Origin of the sequence: Streptomyces katrae (assembly GCF_000717655.1) — a bacterium.
In the GTDB taxonomy this organism is placed as follows: Bacteria; Actinomycetota; Actinomycetes; order Streptomycetales; family Streptomycetaceae; genus Streptomyces; species Streptomyces katrae_B.
Genome location: NZ_JNZY01000035.1, coordinates 36924 through 62357, shown reverse-complemented (window position 1 = coordinate 62357; position 25434 = coordinate 36924). Strand labels below are relative to the sequence as shown.

General features: G+C 72.3%; 18 protein-coding genes and 1 riboswitch. Of the genes, 7 read left to right on the top strand and 11 right to left on the bottom strand.

From position 1 onward, the window contains the following. Positions 1-7: 7 nt before the first annotated feature. Entirely contained in the window at positions 8-2839 is a 2832-nt protein-coding gene (locus IF09_RS0131210; RefSeq protein ID WP_030301463.1) for a bifunctional GNAT family N-acetyltransferase/acetate--CoA ligase family protein, read from the bottom strand. Positions 2840-3023: 184 nt separating this feature from the next. Between IF09_RS0131210 and IF09_RS0131205 the strand changes: the two genes are divergently transcribed. Continuing rightward, on the top strand, positions 3024-3305 hold the full coding sequence (locus tag IF09_RS0131205) for an HPr family phosphocarrier protein (protein ID WP_030301460.1): 282 nt from the start codon (positions 3024-3026) through the stop codon (positions 3303-3305). 198 nt (positions 3306-3503) lie between these two features. On the opposite strand, the gene IF09_RS0131200 is transcribed toward IF09_RS0131205, so the two are convergent. The 4 genes from IF09_RS0131200 to IF09_RS0131185 all read right to left on the bottom strand — a co-directional run bounded on the left by IF09_RS0131200 (position 3504) and on the right by IF09_RS0131185 (position 8258). Continuing rightward, positions 3504-4169 carry a GntR family transcriptional regulator gene (locus tag IF09_RS0131200; RefSeq protein ID WP_030301458.1) on the bottom strand — a complete coding sequence of 222 codons (666 nt, stop codon included), beginning with the start codon at positions 4167-4169 and terminating at the stop codon, positions 3504-3506. A 200-nt stretch (positions 4170-4369) separates the two neighbouring features. Next, a complete protein-coding gene (locus IF09_RS0131195) occupies positions 4370-5164 on the bottom strand; it encodes a M23 family metallopeptidase (RefSeq protein WP_030301456.1) in 795 nt (264 codons plus the stop codon). 13 nt (positions 5165-5177) lie between these two features. Beyond that, positions 5178-5336, bottom strand: a riboswitch (cyclic di-AMP (ydaO/yuaA leader). Between the two features lie 184 nt (positions 5337-5520). Next, positions 5521-6888, bottom strand: a complete 1368-nt coding sequence (locus tag IF09_RS0131190) for a M16 family metallopeptidase (RefSeq protein WP_030301454.1) — start codon at positions 6886-6888, stop codon at positions 5521-5523. A gap of 20 nt (positions 6889-6908) precedes the next feature. Then, a complete protein-coding gene (locus IF09_RS0131185) occupies positions 6909-8258 on the bottom strand; it encodes a M16 family metallopeptidase (RefSeq protein ID WP_030301452.1) in 1350 nt (449 codons plus the stop codon). A 261-nt stretch (positions 8259-8519) separates the two neighbouring features. Here IF09_RS0131185 and IF09_RS0131180 point away from each other — a divergent pair, with 261 nt between their 5' ends. Next, positions 8520-10976 (top strand): DNA gyrase/topoisomerase IV subunit A, encoded by a 2457-nt coding sequence (locus IF09_RS0131180; protein WP_030301450.1) that lies wholly within the window; start codon positions 8520-8522, stop codon positions 10974-10976. A 99-nt stretch (positions 10977-11075) separates the two neighbouring features. Next, complete coding sequence (locus tag IF09_RS0131175) at positions 11076-13157, top strand: restriction endonuclease (RefSeq protein ID WP_418953084.1); 2082 nt, start codon at positions 11076-11078, stop codon at positions 13155-13157. On the opposite strand, the gene IF09_RS0131170 is transcribed toward IF09_RS0131175, so the two are convergent. Both IF09_RS0131170 and IF09_RS0131165 read right to left on the bottom strand, forming a co-directional pair. After that, positions 13158-14273: a CobW family GTP-binding protein gene (locus tag IF09_RS0131170; protein WP_030301445.1), complete on the bottom strand. Its 1116-nt coding sequence runs from the start codon at positions 14271-14273 to the stop codon at positions 13158-13160. Between the two features lie 89 nt (positions 14274-14362). Then, a complete protein-coding gene (locus IF09_RS0131165) occupies positions 14363-15529 on the bottom strand; it encodes a citrate synthase/methylcitrate synthase (protein ID WP_030301444.1) in 1167 nt (388 codons plus the stop codon). A 55-nt stretch (positions 15530-15584) separates the two neighbouring features. Between IF09_RS0131165 and IF09_RS0131160 the strand changes: the two genes are divergently transcribed. The 3 genes from IF09_RS0131160 (at position 15585) to IF09_RS48085 (ending at position 19283) form a co-directional block, all read left to right on the top strand. Continuing rightward, positions 15585-16826 (top strand): citrate synthase, encoded by a 1242-nt coding sequence (locus tag IF09_RS0131160; RefSeq protein WP_030301442.1) that lies wholly within the window; start codon positions 15585-15587, stop codon positions 16824-16826. Positions 16827-16962: 136 nt separating this feature from the next. Continuing rightward, positions 16963-18579, top strand: coding sequence for a sensor histidine kinase (locus IF09_RS0131155; RefSeq protein ID WP_030301440.1), 1617 nt, complete (start codon positions 16963-16965; stop codon positions 18577-18579). Beyond that, positions 18576-19283, top strand: a complete 708-nt coding sequence (locus IF09_RS48085) for a DUF7342 family protein (RefSeq protein ID WP_030301438.1) — start codon at positions 18576-18578, stop codon at positions 19281-19283. The genes IF09_RS0131155 and IF09_RS48085 overlap by 4 nt, the downstream gene beginning before the upstream one ends. 19 nt (positions 19284-19302) lie before the next feature. Here the strand turns inward: IF09_RS48085 and IF09_RS0131145 are convergent, their stop codons facing one another. The 3 genes from IF09_RS0131145 to IF09_RS0131135 all read right to left on the bottom strand — a co-directional run bounded on the left by IF09_RS0131145 (position 19303) and on the right by IF09_RS0131135 (position 23642). Beyond that, on the bottom strand, positions 19303-20895 hold the full coding sequence (locus IF09_RS0131145) for a cation acetate symporter (protein ID WP_030301436.1): 1593 nt from the start codon (positions 20893-20895) through the stop codon (positions 19303-19305). Next, complete coding sequence (locus tag IF09_RS0131140; protein WP_037636474.1) at positions 20892-21383, bottom strand: DUF485 domain-containing protein; 492 nt, start codon at positions 21381-21383, stop codon at positions 20892-20894. The genes IF09_RS0131145 and IF09_RS0131140 overlap by 4 nt, the downstream gene beginning before the upstream one ends. A 138-nt stretch (positions 21384-21521) precedes the next feature. Next, a complete protein-coding gene (locus tag IF09_RS0131135) occupies positions 21522-23642 on the bottom strand; it encodes a DNA gyrase/topoisomerase IV subunit B (RefSeq protein WP_030301433.1) in 2121 nt (706 codons plus the stop codon). Positions 23643-24086: 444 nt separating this feature from the next. On the opposite strand from IF09_RS0131135, the gene IF09_RS0131130 reads away from it, so the two are divergent. Beyond that, on the top strand, positions 24087-24320 hold the full coding sequence (locus tag IF09_RS0131130; protein ID WP_030301431.1) for a DUF7455 domain-containing protein: 234 nt from the start codon (positions 24087-24089) through the stop codon (positions 24318-24320). Between the two features lie 132 nt (positions 24321-24452). On the opposite strand, the gene IF09_RS0131125 is transcribed toward IF09_RS0131130, so the two are convergent. Further along, on the bottom strand, positions 24453-25430 hold the full coding sequence (locus IF09_RS0131125) for a serine protease (protein ID WP_078613557.1): 978 nt from the start codon (positions 25428-25430) through the stop codon (positions 24453-24455). Positions 25431-25434 lie beyond the last annotated feature (4 nt).

Sequence of the window (25434 nt, the reverse complement as noted above, 5' to 3'; positions counted from 1 at the left end):
CACCCGCTCAGTAGCTGGGCAGTGTCCGCGGGCCGAGATCGGTGCGGGCGGGTGGGCGGGCCACCCGGACCGTGGCGCTGAGGACGGAGAGCCCCTCCGTGGCGACCACGACGGGCTCGAGGGTGACTCCCACCACTTCGGGGTGGTCGTCCACGAGCCGGGACAGCCGCAGCAGGAGCTCCTCGAGGGCGGGGGTGTCGACGGGGTCGCTCCCGCGCCAGCCGAAGAGGAGGGGAGCGGTCCGGATGGACCGGATCAGCCCGGCGGCGTCCCGCTCGGTGGCCGGGACGAGCCGGTGGGCGGTGTCGCCGAGCAGCTCGGAGGCGACGCCGGCGAGCCCGAAGGAGAGGACGGCGCCGGCCGCCGGGTCGATGACGGACCGCACGACGGTGTCGACCCCGCGGGGCACCATGGCCTGGACGACGGGGAGCAGCTCGCCGGGCGTCCCGAGGAGATCGGTGAGCTCCTCGTACGAGCGGCGCAGGTCCGCCTCGGTCGCGAGGTCGAGGCGTACGCCGCCGAGGTCCGCGCGGTGGCGCAGGTGCGGGGCGGTGGTCTTGAGGGCGACGGGGTAGCCCAGGGCCCGGGCGGCCCGGACCGCGTCGTCCGCCGTGGGCGCGGGCAGGGTGGGCAGCACCCGGATCCCGTACCGGGCGAGCAGTGCGGCGGCGTCGGCCTCGGTGAGGGTGAGGACGGCGTCGCCGACGCCGTCCAGGACGGCGGCGAGCTGGGCGGCGGCTCCGGCTTCGTCGATGTCCTCGTACTCGGGCACCTGCCCCGCCTCGGCGTTGGCCCGCCGCCACTGCCCGTACCGGACGGCCTCGGCGACGGCCCGTACGGCCCGCTCGGCGGCCGGATACGCCGGAATCCGCACGTCGATGCCGACTACACCGGCATCCCCGCCCCCGGCCCCGCCGGCCTTTGAGGCGCGCGGGTGCGGGGCCGGAGCCCCCGGAAGCGGCGCCGCACCCGACGAGCCGGGCCGCACGGGATCGGGCCCGGGCAGAGGGCCCCCCGCCGCGGACAGGGCGTCGACCAGCTCCGCCAGTTCCACGTGCACCACCGCCACCGGCTTGCCGGGATGCCCGGCCACCGCATCCCGGAGGGCCTCGGCCAGGTCGTCCTGCGGCTCCTGCTCGTTCACCCACGGGATCACCGTGACGATCACCGCATCGTTCTCGGCGGAGCCCAGCGCCGCGCCGAGCGCCGCCCGGAAGTCCTCCGGCGTCGCCGCCGTGGTCAGGTCCAGCGGGGCCGTCGGCCGCAGCCCCTGCGTGAGGCAGGCGTCGTACGTGAGGACGCCCAACGACTCCGAGTTCCCGAGGATCGCCACGCGCGGCCCGGCCGGCAGCGGCTGCGAGGCCAGCAACAGCCCGACGTCCACCAGCTCCGTCACGGTGTCGACGCGGATCACCCCGGCCTGCCGCAGCAGCGCCGAGACCGTGGTGTCCGGGAGCCTGGTCCCGGGGACCACGTGCCCGGCCGGGGTGTGGCGGCCGCCCTTCGCGACGACGACCGGCTTCACGGCTGCCGTCCGCCGCGCGAGGCGGGTGAACTTCCGCGGATTGCCCAGGGTTTCGAGGTACATCAGCGCGACGTCGGTGGCCTCGTCCTCGTACCAGTACTGCAGGATGTCGTTGCCCGAGACGTCCGCCCGGTTGCCCGCCGAGACGAAGGACGACAGCCCCTCGCCGCGCCGCAGCAGTGCGGAGAGCAGCGAGATGCCGATCGCCCCGGACTGGGTGAACAGCCCGATGCGGCCCCGGATCGGCGCGGGCGCCGGCGTCAGGGAGGCATTGAGCCGGACCTCCGGCGCGGTGTTGATCACGCCGTACGCGTTCGGCCCGATCAGCCGCATCCCGTACGAGCGCACCTGGCGCACCAGTTCGCGCTGCCGGTCGAGGCCGGCCGCGCCGCTCTCCCCGTAGCCGGCGGACAGCACCACCAGCCCCTGCACCCCGTGCTCGCCGCAGGCGGCCACGGCCTCGGGGACGCGCTCGGCGGGGACCGCGATCACCGCGAGGTCGACCGGGGCGTCGATGTCGCCGAGGGCTCGGTAGGCCCGTACGCCGTCCAGCAGGTCGGTGGTGACGGCCTCGTTCACCGCGTAGAGGTGGCCCTGGAAGCCGCAGTCGCGCAGGTTCCGCAGCGCCGCCGCGCCGACTCCCCCGCCGGAGCGGCTCACTCCGATCACCGCCACCGAGCCGGGAGCCAGCAGCCGCTGCACGGAGCGGGCCTCGGCGCGCTGCTCGCGGGCGCGCTGCACGGCCAGGGACTCGGCGGTGGGTTCGAGGTCGAGGGTGAGGTGGACGGAGCCGTCCTCGAAGCTGCGCTTCTGCTGGTAGCCGACGTCGGTGAAGACCTTGATCATCTTGCTGTTGGCGGGCAGCACCTCGGCCGCGAACCGGCGGATGCCCCGCTCGCGGGCGACCGCGCCGATGTGTTCGAGGAGCGCGGAGGCGACCCCGCGGCCCTGGTGGGCGTCCTGGACGAGGAAGGCGACCTCGGCCTCGTCGGCGGGCGCGGAGGCGGGCCGGCCGTCGGGGCCGATCCGGTCGTAGCGGACGGTGCCGATGAACTCCTCGCCGACGGTCGCCGCGAGGCCGACCCGGTCCACGTAGTCGTGGTGCGTGAAGCGGTGCACGTCGCGGTCGGACAGCCGGGGGTAGGGCGCGAAGAAGCGGTAGTACTTCGACTCGTCGGAGACCTGCTCGTAGAAGCTGACCAGCCGGCCCGCGTCCTCCGTGGTGATGGGCCTGATCCGGGCGGTGCCGCCGTCGCGCAGGACGACGTCCGCTTCCCAGTGGGCCGGGTACGAGGGGTCCGACGCGGTGGTCATGCGGCGATCTTAAGGCCAGGACCGGCCGGACAGCTCCTGCGCGGCGCGTACGGCAAGCAGGGACAAACAAGTGCAAGCTGGGTTAGGTCGAACGGCGGAGGATCCGGGCCGGAGGTCGGTCGGAGCATTCGAGGCGCCGTGAGAGACTGGTCTAGACAACCGTAAGAACCTGAAGGGCATCACCATGGCAGAGCGCCGCGTCAACGTCGGCTGGGCCGAGGGCCTGCACGCTCGTCCCGCCTCGATCTTCGTCCGCGCGACGACCGCTTCCGGCGTCCCGGTGACCATCTCGAAGGCCGACGGGAACCCCGTCAACGCCGCGTCCATGCTCGCGGTGCTGGGCCTGGGCGCCCAGGGCGGCGAGGAGATCATCCTCGCGTCCGAGGCAGAGGGTGCCGAGGCGGCGCTGGACCGCCTCGCGAAGCTGGTCGCCGAGGGCCTCGAGGAGCTCCCCGAGACCGTCTGACCCTTCGGGTTCACGCCCGGACACGCGGCGAAGCCGCGGTCGCCGGAATTCCGGAGGCCGCGGCTTCGCCGTTTCCGGAAATCTCCGTCCGCGCCGGGCGGCCATGAATGCAAGCCGATACCGCGCCGATACCGCACGAATGCGCCGTCGATGCGCCGTGAATTCGGACGCCACCATCCCATTAATACGCGCTATTTGTTAATGCGGACCGCCCGCCATGTTTACGGCATGTTGCGAAGTCCTCACGCGCAGCCGGTGCGCCCCGGCCGCCCGGTCCGCGTGGACCGCCGTCAGCGCCCGCGCCCGCTCGGCGTCCCCGCGCGCCACCGCGTCCACGATCGCCCCGTGCTCCGCCCAGGACTCCACGGGCCGGGCCGGAGCCTCCACGGCGTACATCCACGCGACCTTGCGCCGCATCTGCGTGAGCAGCGCGATCAGCCCGGGGCTGCCGGAGGCCTGGGCGAGGGTCTCGTGGAACCAGCCCCCCAGGGACCGCAGGTCCTCCCCCTGACCCCGCCTGGCCCGCTCCTGGCCCAGCCTGACCAGCCCGCGCAGTACCTTGAGGTGGGCCTCGGTGCGCCGACGGGCGGCACGGGCCGCGGCCACCGGCTCGAGCAGCATCCGCAGTTCCAGGAGGTCGGCCGCCTCCTGCTCGGTGGGCTCGGCGACGCAGGCGCCCGCATGCCGCCGGGTGGTGACGAAACCCTCGGACTCCAGGGTCCGCAGCGCCTCGCGGACCGGGACGCGCGAGACCCCGTACCGGCGGGCCAGAAGCTCCTCGGTCAGCCTGCCGCCCGGCTCGAAGACTCCGGAGACGATGTCGTCGCGGATTGCCGTGCATACCGCGTGCGCAGGAATACGCAAGTCCGGACCTCCGCTTAATTCCGACTGCCGACGCCATTTCCGCGACCGTGCTGGGATCGTACTGGGACTCTATTGCAACACGCGATGTTTTCCGAGCGCGGACGGAAATCGCGCATATTTACAGCCATCATGCGGCCACTTGCGGCCACAACGCGAAGGCCCCGGCTCGGGGAGCCGGGGCCTTCGGTGAGGTCTGCGGGTCAGACGTCGACGCCGTGGTTGCGCAGGTACGCGACCGGGTCGATGTCCGAGCCGTACTGGGAGCCGGTACGGGCCTCGAAGTGCAGGTGCGGGCCGCTGGAGTTGCCGGTGGAGCCCGACAGGCCGATCTGCTGGCCCGGGGTGACCTGCTCGCCGACGGAGACGCTCAGCGAGGACATGTGGCCGTACTGGGTGTAGGTGCCGTCGGCGTGCTTGATGACGACGTTGTTGCCGTACGCGCCGCCCCAGCCGGCCTCGACCACGGTGCCGACGCCGACCGCGTGCACCGAGGTGCCGGAGGCCGCGTGGAAGTCGATGCCGGTGTGGCTGCCGGAGGACCACATGCCGCCGCCCGCGTGCCACTGGGTGCTGATGTAGGAGCCGTCGACGGGGGCGACGAAGGTGTTGAGGCGCTTGCGCTCCTCCTCGCGGGCGGCGCGCTCGGCTGCCTCGCGCTCGGCCGTCGCCTTCTCCTCGGCCTTCTGCTTGGCCTCGGCGGCGCGCGCCTTCGCGTCGGCCTCCGCCTTCGCCTTGGCGGCAGCGGCCTCGGCCGCGTGCTCCTGGGCCTCGGCCTGGGCCTCGATCTGGACCGGGAGGTCCTCGGCCGTCACGACGGCGTTCAGGCCGGTGTCCTCCATGGAGGGGGCCTTGTCCGACGCGGCGAACGCCGGGCCTGCGAGGGAGCCGACGACACCGGTGGTGGCGAGGGCGGCTATGCCGGCGTAACCGGCGGTCTTGCGGCTCAGACGACTGGAACCACGGTGCTTACCGGCGGCACGACTGCCAAACGCCATGAAGGGGCTGATCCTTTCCTTCCTTCTCGCCTACCGGGTTAGCTGACGGGTTCGGAGCAGGAAGGTCTCCTACGGGCCCCCTCTGGCGAGGCGGTCCGATTCACCCCAGGGACGCATGTGGGTCCCCGGCTCCCCAGGCTCGCGCCTGACGGGGACTCGGCGATCGCTGCCCGGTGCCGCGGATGCGGCGCCTACAACTGACGGACAGCACGGCCGACGCTAGGCGGATCATCAGTCAATCGCCAAACAGACACGCCTTTTTGTTGCGTACGCCACACCGCATACAAGCAACCTCTCCACTAAACAGACATAAGGGGCCCCGGTGGACAAGCCGCCGGAGCCCCTTGGAATGTCCGTCAGTTGCCGACGACGGTGACCTCACCGATCCCGAGCGCCCGCACCGGCGCCTCGATCTGCGAGGCGTCGCCCACCAGGACGGTGACCAGGCGGTCCACCGGGAAGGCGGCCAGAACGGCCGAAGTCGCCTCCACCGTGCCCGTTTGGGCCAGCTGCGCGTACAACCGGGCCTGGTAGTCGTCCGGGAGCTCCTGCTCGACCTGGTCGGCGAGCGTGCCGGCGACGGCCGCGGCCGTCTCGAACTTCAGGGGGGCCACGCCCACCAAGTTCTGTACCGCCACGTCCCGTTCGGCGTCGGTCAGACCGCCCTCCGCGAGGGTGCGGAGCACCTTCCAGAGGTCGTCGAGCGCCGGGCCCGTGTTGGGGGTGTCCACGGAGCCGCTGATGGCGAGCATCGAGGCGCCCTTGCCGTCGGCGGTGGAGCGCAGCACCTGGCCGAAGGCGCGCACCCCGTACGTGTAGCCCTTCTCCTCGCGCAGCACCTTGTCCAGGCGCGAGGTGAGGGTGCCGCCCAGGCAGTACGTGCCGAGCACCTGCGCCGCCCAGACCCGGTCGTGCCGGTCCGGCCCGATCCGGCCGATGAGCAGCTGCGTCTGGACCGCGCCGGGACGGTCCACGATGACCACGCGGCCGGTGTCGTCGGCGGTCACCGGCGGCACCGGGAGCGCCTCGGCGGAGTTGCCGGTCCAGCTGCCCAGGGTGTCCGCCAGGACGGCGTCCAGGTCGATGCCGGTCAGGTCGCCGACGACCACCGCGGTGGCGGTGGCGGGGCGTACGTGGGCCTCGAAGAAGGCGCGTACCGCCGCGGAGTCGATCCGGGCGACCGTCTCCTCGGTGCCCTGGCGCGGGCGGGACATCCGCAGGGTGGCCGGGAAGAGCTGCTTGGAGAGCTCCTTGGCGGCTTGGCGCTGCGGGTTGGCCAGCTCGTGCGGGATCTCGTCGAGCCGGTTGCGCACCAGACGGTCGACCTCGCTGTCGGCGAAGGCGGGCGCGCGCAGCGCCTCGGCGAGAAGGCCCATCGCCTTGGCCAGCCGGGAGGCCGGCACCTCCAGGGAGACCCGCACGCCCGGGTGGTCGGCGTGCGCGTCGAGCGTGGCGCCACAGCGCTCCAGCTCGGCCGCGAACTCCTCGGCCGAGTGCTTGTCGGTGCCCTCGGACAGCGCGCGGGCCATGATGGTCGCCACGCCGTCCAGGCCCTGGGGCTCGGCGTCCAGCGGGGCGGCGAGGTTGACCTCGACGGCGACGACCTGCTGGCCCGGCCGGTGGCAGCGCAGCACGGTCAGCCCGTTGGGCAGCACGCCCCGCTCGGGAGCCGGGAAGGCCCACGGCCGGGCCTGGCCGGCCTGCGGCTGCGGGTGGAAGGTCATCGTGACGGCTGCGGTGTCGCTCACTGCTCCGCCCCCTCGTTCTCGTCGTTCTCGTCGGCCCCGTCGGCCTCTGCCGGGAGCGGCTCGTACACCAGCACCGCGCGGTTGTCGGGGCGCAGTCGGGCCGCGGCCACGGCCTGCACCTCCTCGGCGGTGATGTCGAGGACCCGCTGGACGGCGCTGAGCGCCAGCTGCGGGTCGCCGAACAGCACGGCGAAACGGCAGAGTTCGTCGGCGCGGCCGGCCACCGTGCTCAGCCGGTCCAGCCACTCGCGCTCCAGCTGCGCCTGGGCACGCTCCATCTCCTCGGCCGTCGGGCCCTCGGCGGCGAACCGCGCGAGCTCCTCGTCGACGGCCGCCTCGATGTCGGGCACCTCGACCCCGCTGGAGGTCTTCACGTCCAGCCAGCCGAGCGAGGGCGCGCCGGCGAGCCGCAGCATGCCGAAGCCGGCCGCGACGGCCGTCTGGTCCCGGCGCACCAGCCGGTTGTGGAGCCGGGAGGACTCGCCGCCGCCCAGGACGGTCAGGGCCACGTCGGCGGCGTCGCACTCGCGGGTGCCGTCGTGCGGGAGCCGGTAGGCGGCCATCAGCGCGCGGGCCGGGACCTCCTCGACGATCTCCTCGCGCAGCTGCCGGCCCATGACCTCGGGCAGCGTGCCGTCGCGCGGCGGCTGCTTGCCGTCGTGCCCGGGGATGGTCCCGAAGTACTTCTCGATCCAGGCGAGCGTCTGCGCGGGGTCGATGTCGCCGACGACCGACAGCACCGCGTTGTTGGGCGCGTAGTACGTACGGAAGAAGGTGCGGGCGTCCTCCAGGGAGGCCGCGTCCAGGTCGGCCATGGAACCGATCGGGGTGTGGTGGTACGGGTGGCCGTCGGGGTACGCCAGGGCGGTCAGCCTCTCGAAGGCCGTGCCGTACGGGACGTTGTCGTACCGCTGGCGGCGCTCGTTCTTGACCACGTCGCGCTGGTTCTCCATGGACTCGTCGTCCAGGGCGGCCAGCAGCGAGCCCATCCGGTCCGCCTCGAGCCAGAGCGCGAGCTCCAGCTGGTGGGCCGGCATGGTCTCGAAGTAGTTGGTGCGCTCGAAGCTGGTCGTGCCGTTGAGCGAACCGCCTGCGCCCTGGACGAGCTCGAAGTGGCCGTTGCCGGGTACGCTCGCCGAGCCCTGGAACATCAGGTGCTCGAAGAGGTGAGCCAGACCGGTCCGCCCCTTGACTTCATGGCGCGAGCCGACGTCGTACCAGAGGCAGACCGCGGCGACCGGGGTCAGGTGATCCTCGGAGAGCACCACGCGCAGGCCGTTGGCCAGCCGGTGCTCGGTCGCTGTCAGGCCGCCGGAGCCGGCCTGGGCTGTGGCCGTGTGACCCATGGGCATGTGGTCCCTTCGATCGCGATGCAGAGATTTCCGTCAGACCTGCCACTGTATGCAAGCGCATCGGGGACCGGAGAAGTTCCCGGCTCAGAGTCCCCCGAGGACTCCGTCCAGGGGGTTCCCCAGGGTCGGAGTCGGCGTTGTCGGTGCCTCGGGCCACAATGGTCCGCGACGACCCCCGTCAGCCCCTGTCACACCACCCGCCAGACCACCCGCAAGACCCCCAGCACACCTTCTTGGTTAAGGAGCCGCGCAGCGATGGCCCGCCGCAGCACGAAGACCCCGCCGCCGGAGGATTTCGAGGAGAAGATCCTCGACATCGACGTCGTCGACGAAATGCAGGGCTCCTTCCTCGAGTACGCGTACTCGGTGATCTACTCCCGCGCCCTGCCCGACGCCCGCGACGGCATGAAGCCGGTGCACCGGCGCATCGTCTACCAGATGAACGAGATGGGCCTGCGCCCCGACCGCGGGTACGTGAAGTGCGCCCGCGTCGTCGGCGAGGTGATGGGCAAGCTGCACCCGCACGGTGACGCGTCGATCTACGACGCGCTCGTGCGCATGGCCCAGCCCTTCTCGATGCGGCTGCCGCTGGTCGACGGCCACGGCAACTTCGGCTCGCTCGGCAACGACGACCCGCCGGCCGCGATGCGTTACACCGAGTGCAAGATGGCGGACGCCACGTCATTGATGACGGAGTCGATCGACGAGGACACCGTCGACTTCACCGCCAACTACGACGGCCAGGAGAAGGAGCCCGTCGCGCTGCCCGCGGCGTACCCGAACCTGCTGGTGAACGGTGCCTCCGGGATCGCGGTCGGCATGGCCACCAACATGCCCCCGCACAACCTGGGCGAGGTCATCGCGGCCGCCCGCCACCTGATCCGCTACCCGCAGGCGGACCTGGAGGCGCTGATGCGCTTCGTGCCGGGTCCGGACCTGCCCACGGGCGGCCGGATCGTGGGCCTCTCCGGGATCAAGGACGCCTACGAGAACGGTCGCGGCACGTTCAAGATCCGGGCGACGGTGGCCGTGGAGAACGTGACCGCCCGCCGCAAGGGCCTCGTCGTCACCGAACTGCCCTTCACGGTCGGCCCCGAGAAGGTCATCGCGAAGATCAAGGACCTGGTCGGCTCCAAGAAGCTCCAGGGCATCGCGGACGTCAAGGACCTCACGGACCGCGCGCACGGCCTGCGCCTGGTCATCGAGATCAAGAACGGCTTCCACCCGGAGGCCGTGCTCGAGCAGCTGTACAAGCTGACGCCGATGGAGGAGTCCTTCGGCATCAACAACGTCGCACTCGTCGACGGCCAGCCCCTGACGCTCGGCCTCAAGGAGCTCCTCGAGGTCTACCTCGACCACCGCTTCGAGGTCGTGCGCCGGCGCAGCGAGTTCCGCCGCAGCAAGCGGCGCGACCGGCTGCACCTGGTCGAGGGCCTGCTGGTGGCCCTGATCGACATCGACGAGGTCATCCGGATCATCCGGGACAGCGACAACTCGGCGCAGGCCAAGGAGCGGCTCATCGAGCGCTTCTCGCTGAGCGAGATCCAGACCCAGTACATCCTGGACACCCCGCTGCGCCGGCTCACCCGCTTCGACCGGATCGAGCTGGAGTCCGAGCGCGACCGCCTCACCGGCGAGATCGACGAGCTGACCGGGATCCTCGAGTCCGACACGGAGCTGCGCAAGCTGGTCTCCACCGAACTGGCGGCGGTCGCGAAGAAGTTCGGCACCGAGCGGCGTACGGTCCTGCTGGAGTCGGCGGGTACGCAGGTCGGGGCGGTTCCGCTGGAGGTCGCGGACGACCCGTGCCGGGTGCTGCTGTCCTCGACGGGCCTGCTGGCGCGCACCGTGACCGGCGAAGCGCTGCCGGAGGAGGAGGGCGGCGCCCGCACCAAGCACGACCTGATCGTCTCGCAGGTCGCCGCCACGGCCCGGGCCGAGGTCGGCGTGGTCACCTCGTACGGGCGGCTGCTGCGGCTGTCGGTGATCGACCTGCCGCAGCTGCCGGACACCCACACCGCGCCGAACCTGGCGGGCGGCGCCCCGGTCACGGAGTTCCTCTCCGGTCTGGAGGCGGACGAGAAGGTGATCTGCCTGACCTCGCTGGACGAGTCCTCGCAGGGCCTGGCCCTGGGCACCGAGCAGGGCGTGGTCAAGCGGGTCGTGCCGGACTACCCGGCGAACAAGGACGAGCTGGAGGTCATCACCCTCAAGGAGGGCGACCGGATCGTCGGCGCGGTCGAACTGCGCACGGGCGAGGAGGACCTGGTCTTCCTCACCGACGACGCCCAGCTGCTGCGCTACCCGGCGGCCCAGGTGCGCCCGCAGGGCCGCCCGGCGGGCGGTATGGCGGGCATCAAGCTCGCCGAGAACGCCAAGGTGATCCACTTCTCGGCGGTGGACCCCGCGCGGGACGCCTTGGTGTTCACCGTGGCGGGCTCGCACGGGACACTGGACGACTCGATGCTGTCCGGGAAGCTGACCCCGTTCGACCAGTACCCGCGCAAGGGCCGGGCCACCGGCGGCGTGCGCTGCCAGCGGTTCCTGAAGGGCGAGGACCTGCTGGTCCTCGCCTGGGCCGGCAACGCCCCGGTCCGCGCGGCCGCGGCGAACGGCACCCCGGCGGAACTGCCGCCCGTGGACCCGCGCCGCGACGGCTCGGGGGCCGCACTGCCCGCGGCCGTCGCCGCTCTGGCGGGGGGCGCACTGTAGGACGTACGGCGGCATTCGGGTGGTGCGACCGGGGGGACGTACCACCCGAATGCCGACTAGTGTTTTCCCGTTGGGCTTGTGGGGGGCGGGGGAAAACTGTTGAGCCGTCAGTCGAGCGGGATGATCGGGAACTGGGCCGAGGCTCAGCGCAGGCAGCAGCGGACGCTGGTGATCCAGCAGCGTGAGGCGGAGCGCCGACGCCGGGCGTGGGACCGCGACGTCGCCCGGGGCGAGCGCGAACAGCAGGCCGCCTACCGGCAGCATCGCGAGGCCGAGGCCCGGCGCCGCACTGAGGGCATGGAGGCCGAGGTGGCGGCGCTGCAGAGCCTGCTGGTCACAGGCTGCCGGTCGGCGCCATTCCGGATGGCCTCACTCGTGCGGAACGAGGGGCTCGAACCGTTCCGTCCCGGGGCCTTGGCGCAGCCGGTGGCGATGCCCCGCATCGAGCAGTTCCTGCAGGAGAGCAGTGGCATGGCGCTGGGTTCCTACCGGCGGGCTCAGGCGGAACGCGAGGCGCACGCCCAGTACAAGCGGGCTCATCAGAAGGCGCAAGCTGCGGAGACGCGGCGCCAACAGCAGCTCGCCGAGCAGCGGCAGCAGTACGACCGGTGGGCGGCCGAGCAGCTCGCCGGGATCCGTGCGCACAACCGCGGGCTGAGCGAGCTGGCCGGAAGGCTGCGCGCGGGCGAGGCCGAGGCCGTGGTGGAGTACTTCTCGGCCGCCCTGTACGCCTCCACCGCCTGGCCCGAGGAGCTGCCGAGGCAGGTCGCGGCCGCATACGACCCCGCGGCTCAGCAGCTGGTGCTCGACTGGGAGTTGCCCCGCTACGGCGTGATACCTGAGGCCAAGTCGGTGCGGTACCTGCCGAGCACGGACCAGGACAAGGAGACCGCCCGCCCGGTCACGCAGCGACGGGCGCTGTACCGGGACCTGCTGGCGCAGTGCGTACTCCTGGTGGTGCGCGAGCTCTACTCGGCGGACGAGTTCGGTGCGCTGGACTCCGTGGTCGTCAACGGCTTCGTGGACGACCACGATCCGGCGACGGGCCGGGAGGCGCAGATCGTCCTCGCCACGGTATCGGCAGCGCGGTCCGCCTTCGAGGGACTGCGCCTGGAGCAGGTCAGCGCGGTGGAGTGTCTGGTGGAAGGGCTGCGCGGGCAGCTGTCGGCGCGGCCCGACCAGCTGGCTGCGGTACGGACGGGGCGCCGACCGGGCGAGGTCGGCGGCGTCGTCAGCCACGGCGGCCAATCCGGCAATGGGGACGACGAGCCGGACCTCTTCACGATGGACCCGATCGCCTTCGAGAACCTGGTGGCGGAGCTCTTCCGGGCGATGGGCATGGAGGCGGTGACCACGCAGCGGTCGGGCGACGGCGGGGTGGACGTGGAGGCGCTGGACCCGGCGCCGATCCGGGGCGGGCGGATCGTGGTGCAGGTCAAGCGCTACCGGAACACGGTGCCGCCGACGGCCGTGCGTGATCTGTACGGCACGGTCCAGGACAAGGGGGCGAACAAGGGGGTGCTCGTCACCACCGCATCCTTCGGGCCCGGGTCGTACACCTTTGCCAACGGCAAGCCGCTGGAGTTGGTTCCCGGGGCGGACCTGGTCGACCTGCTCCACCAGTACGGGCTGCGCGGGCGGCTGGGCGGCGGTCCGGCGCAGCGCGCGCCCGAGCCGGAGGCCCCGGCCCCTTCGGCGGACCACAACGTGCTCGGCATGTCCTGGTCGGGCGCGGTCGCCCTGGACGTGTGCGCCCTCGTCTGCGCCGGCAACCGGGTGCTGGGCGAAGACCACTTCGTGTTCTTCAACAACCCGCGGACCCCGGACGGTTCGGTACGGGCCCGCGCGCACTCGGCTCCCGACAAGGCCGCGCTGGAGGTCTCCTTCGACGCCCTGCCCGAGCCCGCCGACCGCCTGGTCCTCGTGGCCGCGATCGACCCGGAGGCCGATCCGCGCGCCGACCTCGCCGGGTTCACCGAGGCCCACATCCGCCTGCTGTCCGCCGGCGGCGAGGAACTCGGCCGGCTGGACGTCTCCGACGGGCGCGCCGGCGAAACCGCTCTGGTCCTCGGCTCGTTCCGGCGCCGCTCCAACGGCGACTGGGACTTCGTCATCGGCGGCAAGGGCTACCGCGGCGGCCTCGAGGACCTCCTGCGCGAATACGGCGTCGAGGTCGCCTGATCAAGCGGAGTCGGGATCGGAGTCGGGGTCGCCGTACGGATCGGGCTCGTACGGTTCCGCCTCCGGTTCGGCGTCCGCCTGCGCGGGGCGGTCGACGTAGCGGAGCACGCCCCACATGCTCTCCGGGGGTGCGTGCTGCGGGGCCGGTTCGCGGCAGGCCTCCAGTTCGTGGAGCAGGGCGGGGCCGTCCGTACCGGCGCCGATCAGGACCAGCTGCGTCAGACGGGCCTCGCCCCGGCCCCAGGGCTGCGGGGCGAACCGGAGGAAGCGGCCGACCGCGTGGACCTCGTAGCGCTCCTCGTGACCGGGGACGCCGAAGTATGCATAGCCCTTGATCCGGTACAGCCCGGCCGGCCGCCGGTCGAGGAAATCGATGAACCGGCGCGGGTTCATGGCCTGGTCCGACACGAATTCCGTGCTCTCGTACACCGTGTGGGCGTGCCCGGTGTGGTCCTCGCGCTCCGCGTCGTCCGCGTCCCTGGCCTGCGCGATCAGGTCCTCGAACGACAGCTGGCCCTGGGTCTCGGTCCACGGGCGGCGGTCGAAGAGCAGCTCCGGGTCGATGCGCCCGTGGTCGGCGGCCACCACCGGCGTCCCGGGACACAGAGCGCCCAGCTCGCCCTCGATCCGGGCCCGCTCGGCGGCGTCGACCCGGTCCGTCTTGTTGAGGACCACCAGGTCCGCGACGGCGAGGTGGCGGTCGGTCTCCGGGTGCCGGTCCCGGGTCGCATCGAACTCCGCCGCGTCCACGACCTGGACCAGCCCGCCGTACCGGATCGCCGGATTCTCGCTGGCCACCAGCATCCGGATCATCTCCTGGGGCTCGGCCAGCCCGCTCGCCTCGATGACGATCACGTCGATCCGGTGGACCGGCTCGGAGAGCTTCTCCAGGTACGCGTCCAGCTCGCTGCCGTCGACCGCGCAGCACAGGCAGCCGCCGCCGAGCGAGACCATCGAGTCGCCGACCTGGCCCGCCACGGCCATCGCGTCGATCTCGATCGAGCCGAAGTCGTTGACGACGACCCCGATCCGGGTGCCTCCCCGGTTGCCGAGCAGGTGGTTGAGCAGCGTCGTCTTGCCGGATCCGAGGAATCCGGACAGCACGACGACGGGAATCGGCTGAGCGGACTGCCGGACGGGCGGCTGAGCGGACGGCTGGACGGACGGCTGGGCGGGCTGACTGCTGTTCACCCCGCTGATCGTAGTCAGCCGAGCACCGGAACCGGCTCCGGCGGGTTCGGGCCGACGTACCGGGCCGCCGGACGGATGATCTTCGAATCCGCGGCCTGCTCCAGGACGTTCGCGCTCCAGCCGACCACACGGGCGGCGCAGAACGTGGGGGTGAACATCTCGCGCGGCAGCCCGCACAGCTCCATGACCACGCCCGCGTAGAACTCCACGTTGGTGTGCAGCTCGCGCCCCGGCTTGAGCTCGGCGAGGATCTCCTCGACGTGCCGCTCGACCTCGACGGCGAAGTCCACGAGCGGGCCGCCGAACTGCAGCGCGATGTCCCGCAGCATCCGCGAGCGCGGGTCCTCGGTCCGGTACACGGGGTGCCCGAAGCCCATGATCCGGTCCCCGGCGAGCACCCGCTCGCGGATCCACGGGTCGATGCGGTCCGCCGTGCCGATGGCGTCCAGGGTGTCCAGGGCCCGGCTGGGCGCGCCCCCGTGCAGCGGCCCGGAGAGCGCGCCGATCGCACCGGTGAGGCAGGCCGCGACGTCCGCGCCGGTGGAGGCGATCACGCGGGCGGTGAAGGTCGAGGCGTTGAAGCCGTGGTCGACGGTGGAGATCAGGTACTGCTCGACCGCCCGCGCCTTGACCGGGTCGGGCTCCTGCCCGGTGAGCATGTACAGGTAGTTGGCGGCGTACGGGAGATCCGCGCACGGCTCCACCGGCTCCAGTCCCTGCCCCAGCCGGTGCAGCGCGGTGAGCAGGGTCGGTACGGCGGCGCAGGCGGCCAGTGCGTCGGCGGCCCGGCGCCCGGGGTCGAGGTCGTACACCGGGCGGAACCCTGCGGACGCGCCGAGGAGCGAGAGCGCGGTGCGCAGTCCGGCGAGCGGGCCGGAGAGCGCGGTGGCCCGGGCGAGGGCGGGCAGCGCGTCGCGCACCGCATCGGGCAGCCGGCGCAGCGGGGCGATCTCGGCGGCGAACGCGGCCCGCTCGGCTGCGCCGGCCGGCAGGGCGCCGCGGAACATCAGGTGCCACACGTCCTCGAAGCTGCGGCTCGCTGCGAGCTCGACGGCGGAGTACTGGCGGTAGTGGTAGAAGCCCTCGCGGCCTCGGACGTCACCGAGTTCGGTCTCGGTGACCACGACTCCCGCGAGACCGCGGGGCACATCGACGGTGGTGTTCATGCATCGACCATCCATGATGGATCGAATCCTTGTCAATGTTGATCGAATCAATATATGTAGGGTGGGCGTCATGAACGACCAAGCGGAGGGCGAGCGCCGGATCAGCACCCGGCAGGCGGCGGAACTGCTCGGGGTGAAGCCCGCGACCGTGTACGCGTACGTCAGTCGGGGCCAGCTCACGAGCCGCCGTGACGCCGTCGGCCGCGGCAGCAGCTTCGACCCGCGCGAGGTGGAGGACCTGGCCCGGCGCAGCCGGCGCGAGGCGGCCGCACCCCCCGGGGCGGAGCTCTCCGTACGCACCTCGCTCACGCTCATCGAGCCCGACCGGTACTACTTCCGGGGCGTGGACGCCGTCGAGCTGGCCTCGCGGCACCGCTACGAAGAGGTCGCCGAGTGGCTCTGGACCGGGACGCTGCCGCGCGGCGCGCGGTTCACCGCTCCCCCGCAGGCGCTGGCCGCCGCCCGGCGCGCGGTGGCCGCGCTGCCCGAGCACAGCGGCCCGATCGACCGGCTGCGGGTGGCCACCGCGGCCGCCGCCGTGACGGATCCGCTGCGCTTCGACCTGTCCGCGGAGGCCGTACTGGGGTCGGCACGCTCCCTGATCCCGACGCTGGTCGGCGCGCTGCCCGAGGTGGGCGCGCCCGGCTGGCGCGGGGACGGCCGACTGGCCCGGCAGCTGTGGACCCGGCTGACGGCGCGCGAGCCGGACCCGGACGCGCTGGCCACGCTGGATCTGGCCCTGGCGCTGCTCATCGACCACGATCTGGCCGCCTCCACCCTGGCCGTACGGGTGGCCGCGTCGGCGCGGGCCCATCCGTACGCGGCGGTCTCGGCCGGGCTCGGCGCGCTCGAGGGCCCGCTGCACGGCGCGGCCGGCCGGCTCGCGCACCGGATGCTGGTGGAGGCCCTGGAGCGGGGCGGGGCCGCGCCGGTGGTCGCGGACCATCTGCGGGCGGGACGGCGGGTCCCCGGCCTCGGGCACCGGCTGTACGAGGGCGAGGACCCGCGGGCGACGGCCCTGTTCGCGCGGCTCGAGAACGTGCCCCAGGCCGGGCCCGCGCTGGCGGCCGCCCGGGAGGTCGTCGCCACGACGGCGGCCCGGCGGGGCGGCCTGGCCGCCAATGTCGACCTGGCGCTGGCCGTGCTGACGGTGTCGTGCGGGATGCCCGCGGAGGCCGGGGAGACGGTGTTCGCGGTGTCGCGGACGGCGGGCTGGATCGCGCACGCGCTGGAGGAGTACCAGGAACGGCCGCTCAGGATGCGCCCGAGCGGCCAGTACCAGGGGCCCCGCCCGCCACAGCCGATGCCGTGACGGACCCGCTGCCCGCGCCCGCCCGATGCCGCGCGCCGGCTCGGCCGGCGCTGCCCGCGGCCGGCGGGAGATCCGCCGCGGTTGCATACACATGGGATATTCCGCTCAGGCCGAAGGCGACCTACGGTTGCTGGTCATGCGGTTCCTCCACATGAGCGCTCGGCGCCTCGGGCTGCCCAGACGGGCCGTCTCGCAGATCCTGCTGACCCAGCTGGCCATCGCCGCCGGGGTCGCCGTGCTGGCCACCGGGCTCTTCCTGGCCCCGCTCGGCGCGCAGCTCGACGACCAGGCCATGCGGCGCGCCCTGGCCATCGCCCAGAGCGCGGCGGCCGACCCCTCACTGGCCGCCGACCTCCTCGACTCCGGACCGACGGCCGACAGCCCGGTGCAGGCCTCGGCCGAGCGGATCCGCCGCGCGACGGGCGCCGAGTACGTCGTCGTCATGGACCTGGACGGGATCCGCCGCTCGCACCCCGGCACCGACCGGATCGGCCTGCCCGTCTCCACCGACCCGAGCGATGCCCTCGCGGGCCGCGAAGTCATGGAGATCGACGAGGGCACGCTCGGCCGCTCCGCCCGCGGAAAGGTCCCGCTCCTCGCGGCCGACGGGGAGATCGTCGGCGCCGTCTCCGTCGGCATCGCCTACGACAGCGTCCACGACCGGCTGCTCGGCGCCATCCCGGGCCTGCTCGCCTACGCGGGCGGCGCCCTCGCGGCAGGCGCGCTCGCCGCCTACCTGCTGTCCCGCCGGATCCAGCGGCAGACCCGCGACCTGGCCTTCTCCGACATCGCCGGCCTCCTCGCCGAGCGCGAGGCGATGCTGCACTCCATCCGCGAGGGCGTGATCGCCCTCGACCGCGACGGCCGGGTCCGGCTCGTCAACGACGAGGCGGCCCGGCTGCTGGGCCTCGCGCCGGACTCCGCCGCCACCGTCGCCGGGCGTCCGCTGGACGACGTCCTGGGCGCCGGGCGCACCACGGACGTCCTCGCCGGCCGCGTCACCGGCCGCGACCTGCTCACCGTTCAGGGGCCCCGGGTGCTGGTCGCCAACCGGATGCCCACCGAGGACGGCGGTGCGGTCGCCACCCTGCGCGACCGCACCGAGCTGGAACACCTCGGCCGCGAGCTCGACTCCACCAAGGGCCTGATCGACGCCCTGCGCGCACAGGACCACGAGCACGCCAACCGCCTCCACACCCTCCTCGGCCTGCTGGAGCTGGGTCTGCACGAGGAGGCGGTGGAGTTCGTCACCGAGGTCGTCGGAGTGCACCGCAGCACCGCCGAACAGGTCACCGAGAAGGTCCACGACCCCCTGCTGGCCGCCCTTCTGGTGGGCAAGGCGACCGTCGCGGCCGAGCGCGGCGTCCCACTGCGCCTCGCCGACACCACCTTCCTGCCCGACTGCCTCGTGGACCCCGGCGGCCTCGTCACCATCACGGGCAATCTGGTGGACAACGCCCTGGACGCGGCGGCGGGCTCCGCCGCACCCCTGGTCGAGGTCGAGCTGCGCGCCGAAGGCCGTACGGCGATCCTCCGCGTGCGGGACAGCGGGCCCGGCGTCCCGGCAGCCCGCCGCGAGGAGATCTTCACCGAGGGCTGGTCGACCAAGCAGCCCAAGGCCCACCGCGAGCGCGGGCTGGGTCTCGCACTCGTACGCCGCCTCGCGGAGCGGCAGGGCGGCACGGCCCGGGCCGGCGAGGCAGCGGACGGAGGGGCGGAGTTCTCCGTCGTACTCCCGGAGGCCCTGCGATGAACGAGACCCCGATCCACGACATCCACGTATTGGTCGTCGACGACGACATGCGTGTTGCCCGGATCAACGCAGCGTACGTGGCGAAGGTTCCCGGCTTCCGTGTCTGCGCCCAGGCCCATTCGGCGGCCGAGGCCCTCTCGTACCTCGACACCCATCCCGTCGACCTGATCCTCCTCGACCACTACCTCCCGGACGAGAACGGCCTGGACCTGGTCCGCCGCCTGCGCCAGCTCGGCCACCGCACCGACGTGATCATGGTCACGGCCGCCCGCGACCTGGCCACCGTCCAGTCCGCCATGCGCCTCGGCGCCCTCCAGTACCTCGTCAAGCCCTTCACCTTCGCCGGCCTGCGCACCCGGCTGGAGGCGTACGGCTCCCTGCGCCGCACCCTGGAGACCGGCGGCGAGGCCGAACAGGCCGAGGTGGACCGCATCTTCGGCGCCCTCGCCGCGGCCGGGTCCCCGAACGAAATGCCCAAGGGCCACTCCGCCACGACCGCCGAACTCGTCCGCCAGGTCCTGCGCTCCGCCGAGGGCCCGCTCTCCACCCAGCAGATCGCCGACCGCGCCGGCATCAGCCGCCAGACCGCCCAGCGCTACCTGAAGCTCCTGGAGCGCACCGCCCGGGTCACCCTGGCCCTGCGCTACGGCGAGACGGGCCGCCCCGAACACCGCTACTCCTGGCTCCCGTCCGAGGGCCCGTGACCGCCGGACGGGAACGCGCTCAGACGGCCCCGGCGCCGGTCAGGGAGCGGACCTCCGTCTCCGCGTGCTTCGCCCCGTCGGGCTCCTCCGCCGAGGTGACCGTGCCCAGCCAGCCCGCCAGGAAGCCCAGCGGGATCGAGACCAGGCCCGGGTTCTGCAGCGGGAAGAACTGGAAGCTCACCCCAGGGAAGAGGGAGTCCGGACTGCCGGAGACCACCGGCGACAGGACGACCAGCACCACCGCCGGGATCAGGCCCCCGTACACCGACCAGACAGCGCCCCGCGTGGTGAAGGAGCGCCAGAACAGCGAGTACAGCAGCACCGGCAGATTGGCCGAAGCCGACACCGCGAAGGCCAGCCCCACCAGGAACGCCACGTTCAGGTCCTGCGCGAGCAGGCCCAGGGCGATCGCCACCGCCCCGATCCCGACGGCCGCGACCCGGGCCACTGTGACCTCGCTGCGCTGGCGCGCACGGCGGCGCTTGAGCGACGCGTACAGGTCGTGCGCCACCGAGGCCGAGGAGGCCAGGGTGATCCCGGCGACCACGGCCAGGATCGTGGCGAACGCGATCGCCGCCACGAAGGCGAACAGCACCGCGCCCCCGGTCGAGCCGGCCCCGCCGCCCAGGAACGCCGCGAGCAGCGGAACCGCCGTGTTGCCCGAGGCGTTGGAGGCCCGCACCGCGTCCGGACCCACCAGCGCGGCCGCCCCGAACCCGAGCACGATGGTCATGAGGTAGAAGCCGCCGATCAGCGCGATCGCCCACACCACCGACCGGCGGGCCGCCCGCGCGGTCGGCACCGTGTAGAAGCGCGACAGGATGTGCGGCAGCCCGGCCGTCCCGAGGACCAGTGCGAGGCCGAGGCTCATGAAGTCGAAGCGGGCGGTCCAGTCGCCGCCGTACTTGAGCCCCGGGCTCAGAAACCGCTGCCCGTGCCCGCTGCGCTCGGCTGCGCTGGTGAGCAGCTGGTCGAAGTTCCCGTGGAAGCGCAGGAGTACGAGCACGGTGAGGGTGACGGCCCCGCCCATGAGCAGCACGGCCTTCACGATCTGGATCCAGGTGGTGGCCCGCATGCCGCCGAAGGACACGTAGACCACCATCAGCGCCCCGACCCCGATCACGGTCAGCGTCCGGGCCGCGGTGCCCGAATCCCCGAGCAACAGGCCCACCAGGCTGCCCGCGCCGACCATCTGTGCGACCAGGTACAGCACCGAGACGGTGACGGAGGAGGTGCCGGCGGCGATCCGGACGGGCCGCTCGCTCATCCGGGCCGCGACCACGTCCGCGAGGGTGAAGCGCCCGCAGTTGCGGACGAGTTCGGCGACGAGGAACAGCACGACGAGCCAGGCGACGAGGAAGCCCACCGAGTACAGCAGGCCGTCGTAGCCGAAGAGGGCGATCAGGCCCGAGATGCCGAGGAAAGAGGCGGCGGACATGTAGTCGCCGGCGATGGCGAAACCGTTCTCCAAGGGGGAGAACAACCGCCCGCCGGCGTAGAACTCCTCGGCCGAGCCGTGCCGGTTGCGGCTGACCCAGGTGGTGATGCCCAGGGTGACCGCGATGAAGAGGCTGAACAGGAGCAGCGCGAGGGTCTGGTGCTCGGTGGTCACCGGCCGGCCTCCCGGGCCCGGGTCCGCTCCTGGCCGCGCTCCTGCTCGAAGACCGTCCAGCGCAGGTCCAGCGCGGCCCGGTCGCGGCGCAGCCGCGCGTGCCGGGCGTACGCCCAGGTCAGCAGGAAGGTGCTGAGGAACTGGCCGAGCCCGGCCAGCAGGGCGATGTTGACCGCCCCGACGACGGGCCGGGCCATGATCCCCGGTGCCATGGTGGCCGCGACCACGTAGGCGACGTACCAGAGGAAGAATCCGGCGGTCGCGGGGACGACGAACCCCCGATAGCGGCTGCGGACCTCCTGGAAGGCGGCGCTGCGCTGCACTTCGAGGTAGATGTCGGATGCCCCGGGCGCGGCCCGGCCGCCGGCGGCGGTACGCGGGGGCGCCGGGTCCTCGCCCTCGCCCTCCCCCCAGCCGACGGCGAGCGCGTCGTACCAGGGGTCGTCGAGCCGGATCGTTCCGGGATCGGGACCTTCGTGCTTGTCCACCGAACTCTCCTTGTCCGCTGCCGCATTGGCCACGTGCCCACAAGGATGTGCGGTATGGACGTTTTCCGGACTGGTGTCCCGGTGCTCTTCACTCCAACAGGTGATGGAGCGAAGAGCACCGGTCTGCCGGTGCGCCCGTCAGGCGTCGATGCGCGAGCGGTCCAGGGTCGCCGCGGAGCTCGTGATGAACTCCTTGCGCGGCGCGACCTCGTTGCCCATCAGCAGGTCGAAGACCTGCTCGGCCGAGTCCAGGTCGCCGATGTTGATCCGGCGCAGCGTGCGGTGGCGGGGGTCCATGGTGGTCTCCGCCAGCTGGTCCGCGTCCATCTCGCCGAGACCCTTGTAGCGCTGGATCGAATCCTTGTACCGGACGTTCTTGCGCTGGAATTCGAGCAGCGTCTGGCGCAGCTCGTTGTCCGAATACGTGTAGACGTACTTGTCCTGGCCCTTCTTGGGCTGGACGAGTTCGATCCGGTGCAGCGGCGGCACCGCGGCGAACACCCGGCCCGCCTCGACCATCGGCCGCATGTACCGCTGGAAGAGCGTCAGCAGCAGGCAGCGGATGTGCGCGCCGTCCACGTCGGCGTCGACGAGCAGGACGATCTTCCCGTAGCGCGCGGCGTCGATGTCGAAGGTACGGCCCGAGCCGGCTCCTATGACCTGGATGATCGCTCCGCACTCGGCGTTCTTGAGCATGTCCGAGACCGACGACTTCTGGACGTTCAGGATCTTCCCGCGGATCGGCAGCAGTGCCTGGAACTCCGAGTTCCGCGCGAGCTTGGCCGTACCGAGGGCGGAGTCGCCCTCGACGATGAAGAGCTCGCTGCGCTCCACGTCGTCGCTGCGGCAGTCGGCCAGCTTCGCGGGCAGCGAGGAGGTCTCCAGTGCCGTCTTGCGGCGCTGAGCCTCTTTGTGCTGGCGGGCGGCGATCCGGGTCCGGGCGGCCGCGACGATCTTCTCCATCACGGCGCGGGCCTGCTGCTTGTCGTCGCGCTTCGTGCTGGTCAGGAAGGCCTTGAGCTCCTTCGCGACCACAGCCGCGACGATCCGGGCGGCCGCCGAGGTGCCGAGCACCTCCTTGGTCTGACCCTCGAACTGCGGCTCGGCCAGCCGGACGGTGACGACCGCCGTCATGCCCTCCATCGCGTCGTCCTTGACCACGTCGTCCTCGGCGACGCGCAGCAGCTTCGCCGAGCGCAGCACCTCGTTCACGGTCTTGGCGACCGAGCGCTCGAAGCCGGTGATGTGGGTGCCGCCCTTGGGCGTGGCGATGATGTTGACGAAGGACTTGACCTGCGTCTCGTACCCGGTGCCCCAGCGCAGGGCGATGTCCACGCCGAGCTCGCGGGTGACCTCGGTGGGGGTCATGTGGCCGCGCTCGTCGAGGACGGGGACGGTCTCCTTGAAGGTGCCCTGGCCGGTCAGGCGCAGCACGTCGCAGACGGCCTTGTCCTGCGCGAGGTAGTCGCAGAATTCGCTGATGCCCCCGTCGAAGCGGAAGGTCTCCTCGGTCTTGCCGGCCCCGTCGATGGCGCGCTCGTCGCGGACGACGATGGTCAGGCCGGGGACGAGGAAGGCCGTCTGGCGGGCGCGCTGGTACAGCGTCTCCAGCGAGAGCCTGGCGTCCTTGAGGAAGATCTGCCGGTCCGCCCAGTAGCGGACCCGGGTTCCGGTCTTGCCCTTGGCGACCCGCTTGGCCTTGCGCAGGCCGTTGGCAGGGTCGAACGGGCTGTCGGGGCCCTGCTCGGTGAACATCCCCGGAACGCCGCGGCGGAAGCTGATGGCGTGGGTGGAACTGTTGCGGTCGACCTCGACGTCCAGCCGGGCGGAGAGGGCGTTGACCACGGAGGCGCCCACGCCGTGCAGGCCGCCGGAGGCCGCGTACGAACCGCCGCCGAACTTGCCGCCGGCGTGCAGCTTGGTCATGACGACCTCGACGCCGGACAGCCCGGTCTTGGGCTCGACGTCGACGGGGATGCCGCGGCCGTTGTCGCGGACCTCGACCGAGGCGTCCTCGTGGAGGATCACCTCGATGTGGTCGCAGTAGCCGCCCAGGGCCTCGTCGACGGCGTTGTCGATGATCTCCCAGAGGCAGTGCATGAGGCCCCGGGAGTCGGTGGAACCGATATACATGCCGGGGCGCTTGCGGACGGCCTCGAGGCCTTCGAGGACGAGCAGGTGCCGCGCGGTGTAGTTGGAGCCGTCCCGGTCTGCTCCGGACAGCAGCGCGCTGGAAGGCACGGACGTGTCGGCGGTCACGCAGTTCGCTCCTCGCTGAATTTCTTTTTCTGGCCCGTCGGGCGCAGGGTGGCTCGGTTGCCGGTCGAAGGGTACCGAGGCCTGGTAGAGCCGATGCAACGCCACCCTCGCGCTTCATCAGCCTAGTGCAGGGCCGCACGGGTGTTCGATCCCCCGGGGGGGTGAAGCAAACATCACGTTCCCTTCGAGGCATGAACCATTTAGGGTTCGGGCACGTCCTCATGCACAACCGGCACTCACGCCGGGGAGGACGGAACTGCTACAAGCGAACGACTGACAACGCGAAACCGTAAAGCAACGCAATACGGCTCCTTCGCCGCCAACCGGCAACAGCCGGCCAGCTTCGGAAGGAAGTTTCGAGGAAAAGCCGCGAGCGGGAACGTTTTCGGCCTGGTTGGATGTTGACCCTGGTACGACAGCTCGTCGAGCTAGAGAAGAGGCGACGTGACTACTGTTCTGACACCCGCGACCCCGCTGACGGCCGCTGACCGATGCGACCGTTGCGGCGCCCAGGCATATCTGCGCGTCGTCCTGCTGAGCGGCGGTGAACTGCTGTTCTGCGCCCACCACGGGCGTAAGTTCGAGCCGGAACTCAAGAAGATCGCCGCGGATATACAGGATGAGACCGAGCGGCTCACGTCCGCTCCGACGGCCAATGCCGACCCCGAGGACCGCTGACACAGGCCTATACCTCGCATCCGACGAGCCAGGACCGGCCAGGCCGGTCGACGGGCGGACCCCTGAGACCCAGGGGTACCGCCCGTCCTCACGTCCGGAGCCCCGCCGGGGCACGACGGTTCGCGGCCCCGGCTAGCGGCTCGAGCGCCGAGGTCCCCCGGGCGCTCCCGGCGCCCCCTGCGGCTCCCGTGTCACAGGCCCCCGTCCAGGCCGTGCAGCGGGTCCGGAGCGCCTTTGGGCGCCCCACGCGACGTCCTGGCCGGTGCTTTGCCGCTCGGCCGTCTCGGAGGCCGTCACGAAGCCGGTGAGCGGCGCGATCTTCGTGTACACCCCTGGACTGTCGGGGCGCCCGCAGCCCCGTCCCCAGGACACCAGCCCGATGAGCCGGCCCTGGGCCACCAGCGGCCCGCCGCTGTCCCCCTGGCAAGCGTCCCTGCCGCCGTCGCGGTGCCCCGCGCACACCATGGACTCCGGCCGGTACTGCCCGTCCGCGTCCCCCGGGTAGGCGCGTCGGCAGACCTCGTCCGCCAGGACCGTCACCCGCGCGGCACGCAGTGCGTACGCGTAGTCACCGAAACCGCTCGTGTCGCCCCAGCCGTAGACGGCCGCCTCGCCGCCCGCCTCGTACCCTGGGTGGCCGTCCCCGGCCATGGGGAGCACGTAGTGCGCGGGTACGGCTTCCTCGAGCTCCAGAACGGCCAGGTCGCCGGCGTTGCTCCGCGTGTCGTAGCCCGGGTTCACCCGGGCCGAGCGGACCGCGATCTCCCGGCCCTCGGCAGCCCTCAGCTGCGTACGCCCGGTGATCACCCGGAAGTCGGGGACGGACTCGATCGGGCCGCCCAGCACCTGACGTCCCAGGCAGTGGGCCGCCGTCAGCACCTTCGTCGGGCCCACGATGACGCCTCCGCAGAACTGGCCGCCCCGCGTACCCCCGAACCGGTCACGGCTGGCGAGGGCCACCACCCACGGGCTGTCGGCCGCCTTCACCGGCTTCCCGCCGATCACCACACTGTCCGCAGCCGCGTGCGGTGCCTGGGCCAGCGGCCCGGCGGCCGCTCCCGCCACCAGGGCCAGCGCGCCCGCCAGAGCACGGGAAAAGGGACGACGCATGAGG

Bases quoted from the DNA above. Each gene is read 5' to 3' on its own strand.
- IF09_RS0131195 (WP_030301456.1), bottom strand. From the start codon at position 5,164: ATGGCGTTTGGCAGTCGTGCCGCCGGTAAGCACCGTGGTTCCAGTCGT.
- IF09_RS0131185 (WP_030301452.1), bottom strand. From the start codon at position 8,258: ATGGGTCACACGGCCACAGCCCAGGCCGGCTCCGGCGGCCTGACAGCG.
- IF09_RS0131165 (WP_030301444.1), bottom strand. From the start codon at position 15,529: ATGGATGGTCGATGCATGAACACCACCGTCGATGTGCCCCGCGGTCTC.
- IF09_RS0131160 (WP_030301442.1), top strand. From the start codon at position 15,585: ATGAACGACCAAGCGGAGGGCGAGCGCCGGATCAGCACCCGGCAGGCG.
- IF09_RS0131205 (WP_030301460.1), top strand. From the start codon at position 3,024: ATGGCAGAGCGCCGCGTCAACGTCGGCTGGGCCGAGGGCCTGCACGCT.
- IF09_RS0131190 (WP_030301454.1), bottom strand. From the start codon at position 6,888: ATGACCTTCCACCCGCAGCCGCAGGCCGGCCAGGCCCGGCCGTGGGCC.
- IF09_RS0131125 (WP_078613557.1), bottom strand. From the start codon at position 25,430: ATGCGTCGTCCCTTTTCCCGTGCTCTGGCGGGCGCGCTGGCCCTGGTG.
- IF09_RS48085 (WP_030301438.1), top strand. From the start codon at position 18,576: ATGAACGAGACCCCGATCCACGACATCCACGTATTGGTCGTCGACGAC.
- IF09_RS0131210 (WP_030301463.1), bottom strand. From the start codon at position 2,839: ATGACCACCGCGTCGGACCCCTCGTACCCGGCCCACTGGGAAGCGGAC.
- IF09_RS0131180 (WP_030301450.1), top strand. From the start codon at position 8,520: ATGGCCCGCCGCAGCACGAAGACCCCGCCGCCGGAGGATTTCGAGGAG.
- IF09_RS0131155 (WP_030301440.1), top strand. From the start codon at position 16,963: ATGCGGTTCCTCCACATGAGCGCTCGGCGCCTCGGGCTGCCCAGACGG.